Genomic DNA, 3,591 nt, shown 5'->3' with positions numbered 1-3,591 from the left:
GGAGGGGGAGCCTCGGGGGAGGGGGAGCCTCTGGGGAGGGGCGTCGCGCTCGCGAGGCCCCTCCCCTCAGCAGTTCAGGTTCCCGTCACCTCAGCTCGGCGAGCTGAAGCTCAGGTTCCAGTCGTCGTTCCAGGGATCGAGCACGCCCTTCACCTTGGATCCCTCGACCAGGGCGTTGTCCGCCCAGATCTCGGGGATCGCCGCGGCGTCGTCGACGATCGCCTTGTCGGCCTGCGCGAACGCCTGGTAGCGCGCGGTCAGGTCGGTGATGGCCGACGCCTTGTCGATCAGCGAGTTGACCTTGGGGTCGTTGAGGACCGACCAGTTGCTGTTGTTGATCGGGACGATCGCGTTCCCGTCGAACGGCACGAACAGCGCAGCGTACGGGTCCGGGAAGTCCTCGATCCAACCCGCCGTCGGGCACACGTTGACGTGCGCCTTGACGTAGCCGCAGAACTTGGAGTACATCGTCTGCTGCGGCACAGCCTTGATGGTGGTCTTGAAGCCCAGCGCGGCGAGGCCGTTCTGGACGATCTGCATCTCCTGCGGACCCGGGTCGGAGTTGGAGCCGACGATCGTGACCGTCGCGCTGCCGGTGTACTTGCCGCTCGGGTAGCCGGCGAGCTTCATGTACTTCTTGGCCACCGTCATGTTGCCGGTGGGGCTGGAGACGAAGTCCTCACCGAAGCCCTTGTAGCCGCCCGCCTGCTGGAAGCCCGGCACCTCGGGATAGATGAAGTGCGTGGCCACCTGGCCGACGAGCTTGCCGCCGCGGGCGAGCAGGTACGCGGCCCGGTTGGACGCCGCGATCGCCGCCTTGCGGAGGTTGATGTTGTTGAACGGCGGCACCGTGGTGTTCAACGCCGCGTAGTAGGCGCCCAGGGGCGCGATCGACAGCTGGGTCTTCTTGGTCAGGTAGGCCGTCTTGAGGACCGGGGCGGGAGGCCCATCAGCCATCAGGAGGTTGGTGCTGGCCAGCGTCTGGCGCGCGGCGACGTTGGGATCGACTCCCGCGTTCCACACGATCTGGTCGGCGTACGCGGGGCGAACGCCGTCGACCGAGCGGCTCCAGTTGGGGTTGCGCACCAGCGTGATGCTGCGCCCCGCGCTGTAGCTCTTGATCATGTACGGCCCGGTGAACGCCTGCGTCGTCGGGTCGCTGTCGTACTTCGACGGGCTGGACGAGTCGTCCTTGGCACCCAGCTCAGGCGGCACCGGTGCGGTGCCCGGCAGCGTGAGGGCCTCGGCCATCGTGGCTGCGAACGGCTTGGTCAGATGGAACACGATCGTGGTCGCGTCCGGCGTGCTGATCCCGGAGATCGGCTTGCCGTTGGAGGTGGCGGAGCCGACGATGGGGAAGTAGCCGCTGGCGTACCCGTTCTGGACCTTCGGGTTGAACATGCGCTGGAACGCGTAGGCCACGTCCTTGGAGGTCACCGCACGGTTCAGCGGAGGGCTGAACTTGAAGCCCGACTTGATCTTGACGGTGAGCGTCTTGCCCCCGTCACTGATCTGGGGCGGACCCGAGGCCAGCAGGGGGACCGGCTTGTCGCTGGTCGGGGTGAACGTGTAGAGCGGCGTCTGCGTCGCGTAGACGACGAGGTAGTCGATCTGGAAGTACGAGGCACCAGGGTCCAGGTGCTCCCAGCCCTCGTTGGAGATCACGTTCAGCGTCCCGCCCATCTTCTGACCGGACTGCGGCTTTGTGTTGGCCAGGCCGCTGAGTGACAGGCCGGAGCCTGAGGATCCGGATCCGGAGCCGGAGCCGGAGCTGGAGCTGGAGCTGGAGCCGGAGCTCGAGCTCCCGCTGCTCTTGCTGCTGCTGGACCCGCAGGCGGCGATGGTGAACGCCGAGGCGATCACCGCCAGCGAGCCGAGCGTCAAACGAAACGGACGCATGTAGCTGTCCTCCTCCTTTTTGACTTCGTGCGACATGACGTGGAACGGACGCCTCATCAGCGTCCGGTCCTGGGATTCAGGGCGTCCTGGAGACCGTCACCGACGAGGTTGAAGGCCAGGACGGTGAGCACCAGGGCGAGCCCCGGGAACAGCATGTACCACCAGGCGGTGTCGAAGATCCCGGTGGCCGAGGCGATCATCTGCCCCCAGCTCGCCGTCGGCGGCTGGACACCCACCCCGAGGAACGACAGCGCCGCCTCATAGAGGATGTTGGTGGGCAGGATCAGCGACGTGTAGACGATGATGGGCGCCACTTGGTTGGGCACTATCTCCCGCCTCATGATGCGCAGGTCGGAGGCGCCGAGAGACCGCGCCGCCTCGATGAACTCCTTCTCCCGCAGGGAGAGGACCTGGCCGCGCACGATGCGCCCGATGTACGGCCAGGAGGAGAGGGCGATGACGACGATCAGCGTCACGCGCCCGGGGGTGATGAGCCCCCCGAGGCAGCCGCGCCCCAGCGAGCAGGCCGAGGCCAGCCCGATGGCCAGCAGCAGGATCGGGAAGGCCAGCACCACGTCCATCGCCCGCGCCAGCAGCGAGTCGATCCAGCCGCGGAAGTAGCCGGCCACCGTGCCGACGATCACGCCGATCAGCACCGCCACGCCGGTGGAGATGAACGCCACCTCAAGGGACACCTGCGCGCCGTAGATGACCCGCGCCAGGATGTCCCGGCCGAGCTCGTCGACCCCGAACGGGTGGGCGCCGCTCGGCCCCGAGGGCTGCCCGAAGGCATCAAGGGCGCTGAGGTTCTGCTGGTCGGGTCCGCTGACGCCGAGCAGGCTGACAATGGGATGGGCCAGCACCGCCACCAGGATCAGCACCACGATGAAGACCAGCGAGACGATCGCCACCCGGTCGGCTCGGAACCGGCGCCAGAAGAGCTGGGAGGGAGAGCGGGCTGTGACCTCCCGCGGCTCACCGGAGGCGTCGAGCCCCGCGGCATCCTCGAAGACCAGCTCTGACGCGCCGATGCTCATGCGTCGGTAGAGGTTCCGCGCGGCAACCCAAACCCCTCTCTGGACCCGGCGGCGAGATTCACTGCCTGCGGGATATCAGACCGCTGCAGCGCTGTCACCAAGGGTTAACCGTGAGCAAACGAAGCTTGCGGACAAGCCGGCGGCTACGAACGCCCCGGACCCCGTGGCCGGCCAGCCGCTGAGGGGAAGGGGTCGCGTCCGCCGCCCGCGTGGGGCCGGGACGGACGGCGGGTAGCCTGCCGCCCACGCCCTCGTAGCTCAATGGATAGAGCACGCGCCTCCTAAGCGCGGGATGCAGGTTCGATTCCTGCCGGGGGCATCCTCCCGGCAGCGGACGCGGCTCGGGGAGCTAACGCCCCAGGGGAGCAATCGCAGGGACCCTCAGAGGCCTCCTGCTACCGTGCTGCCCCTCCCGTGGCTAGCACGCTGGAAGCCCCCTCCGCTCCGGGCGCACCGCGGCCGGAGCGAAATCATCCGCCGGTCCTGAGGACGCTGCGCGGCTACGCACGCGCGAACCGCCCCACGGTGGCGGGGGTGGCGCTCCTGCTCGCGGTGTCGGTGTTCCTGGTCGTGTGGGCGGGAACGCGCCCCAGCTTCGACGCCTTCGGCTGGCTGGTATGGGGTCGCCAGACGCTGATCGCTCATCTCGACCTCG

4 protein-coding genes and 1 tRNA gene are annotated in these 3,591 nt (G+C 68.1%); 3 read left to right on the top strand and 2 right to left on the bottom strand.

Going from position 1 to position 3,591, the window contains the following annotated elements; genetic code table 11:
• Window positions 1–90: 90 nt before the first annotated feature.
• Window positions 91–1,683, bottom strand: a complete 1,593-nt coding sequence (locus V7053_RS18290) for an ABC transporter substrate-binding protein (RefSeq protein WP_334173687.1) — start codon at window positions 1,681–1,683, stop codon at window positions 91–93.
• Between the two features lie 25 nt (window positions 1,684–1,708).
• Between V7053_RS18290 and V7053_RS18285 the strand changes: the two genes are divergently transcribed.
• On the top strand, window positions 1,709–1,903 hold the full coding sequence (locus V7053_RS18285; RefSeq protein ID WP_334173686.1) for a hypothetical protein: 195 nt from the start codon (window positions 1,709–1,711) through the stop codon (window positions 1,901–1,903).
• A gap of 52 nt (window positions 1,904–1,955) precedes the next feature.
• Here the strand turns inward: V7053_RS18285 and V7053_RS18280 are convergent, their stop codons facing one another.
• The gene (locus V7053_RS18280) at window positions 1,956–2,936 is read right to left on the bottom strand and encodes an ABC transporter permease (RefSeq protein WP_334173685.1); all 981 of its coding nucleotides are present in this window, start codon (window positions 2,934–2,936) and stop codon (window positions 1,956–1,958) included.
• A gap of 247 nt (window positions 2,937–3,183) precedes the next feature.
• On the opposite strand from V7053_RS18280, the gene V7053_RS18275 reads away from it, so the two are divergent.
• Window positions 3,184–3,255 (top strand) — tRNA-Arg (locus tag V7053_RS18275).
• Window positions 3,256–3,350: 95 nt separating this feature from the next.
• Window positions 3,351–3,591, top strand: a 241-nt coding sequence (locus tag V7053_RS18270; RefSeq protein WP_334173684.1) for a hypothetical protein, incomplete at its 3' end; no start/stop codon positions are given.

It is taken from the genome of Sinomonas sp., assembly GCF_036848755.1.
In the GTDB taxonomy this organism is placed as follows: domain Bacteria; phylum Actinomycetota; class Actinomycetes; order Actinomycetales; family Micrococcaceae; genus Sinomonas.
Note: the sequence above shows the minus strand (reverse complement) of the source record. Positions and strands in the feature narration are given on the sequence as shown.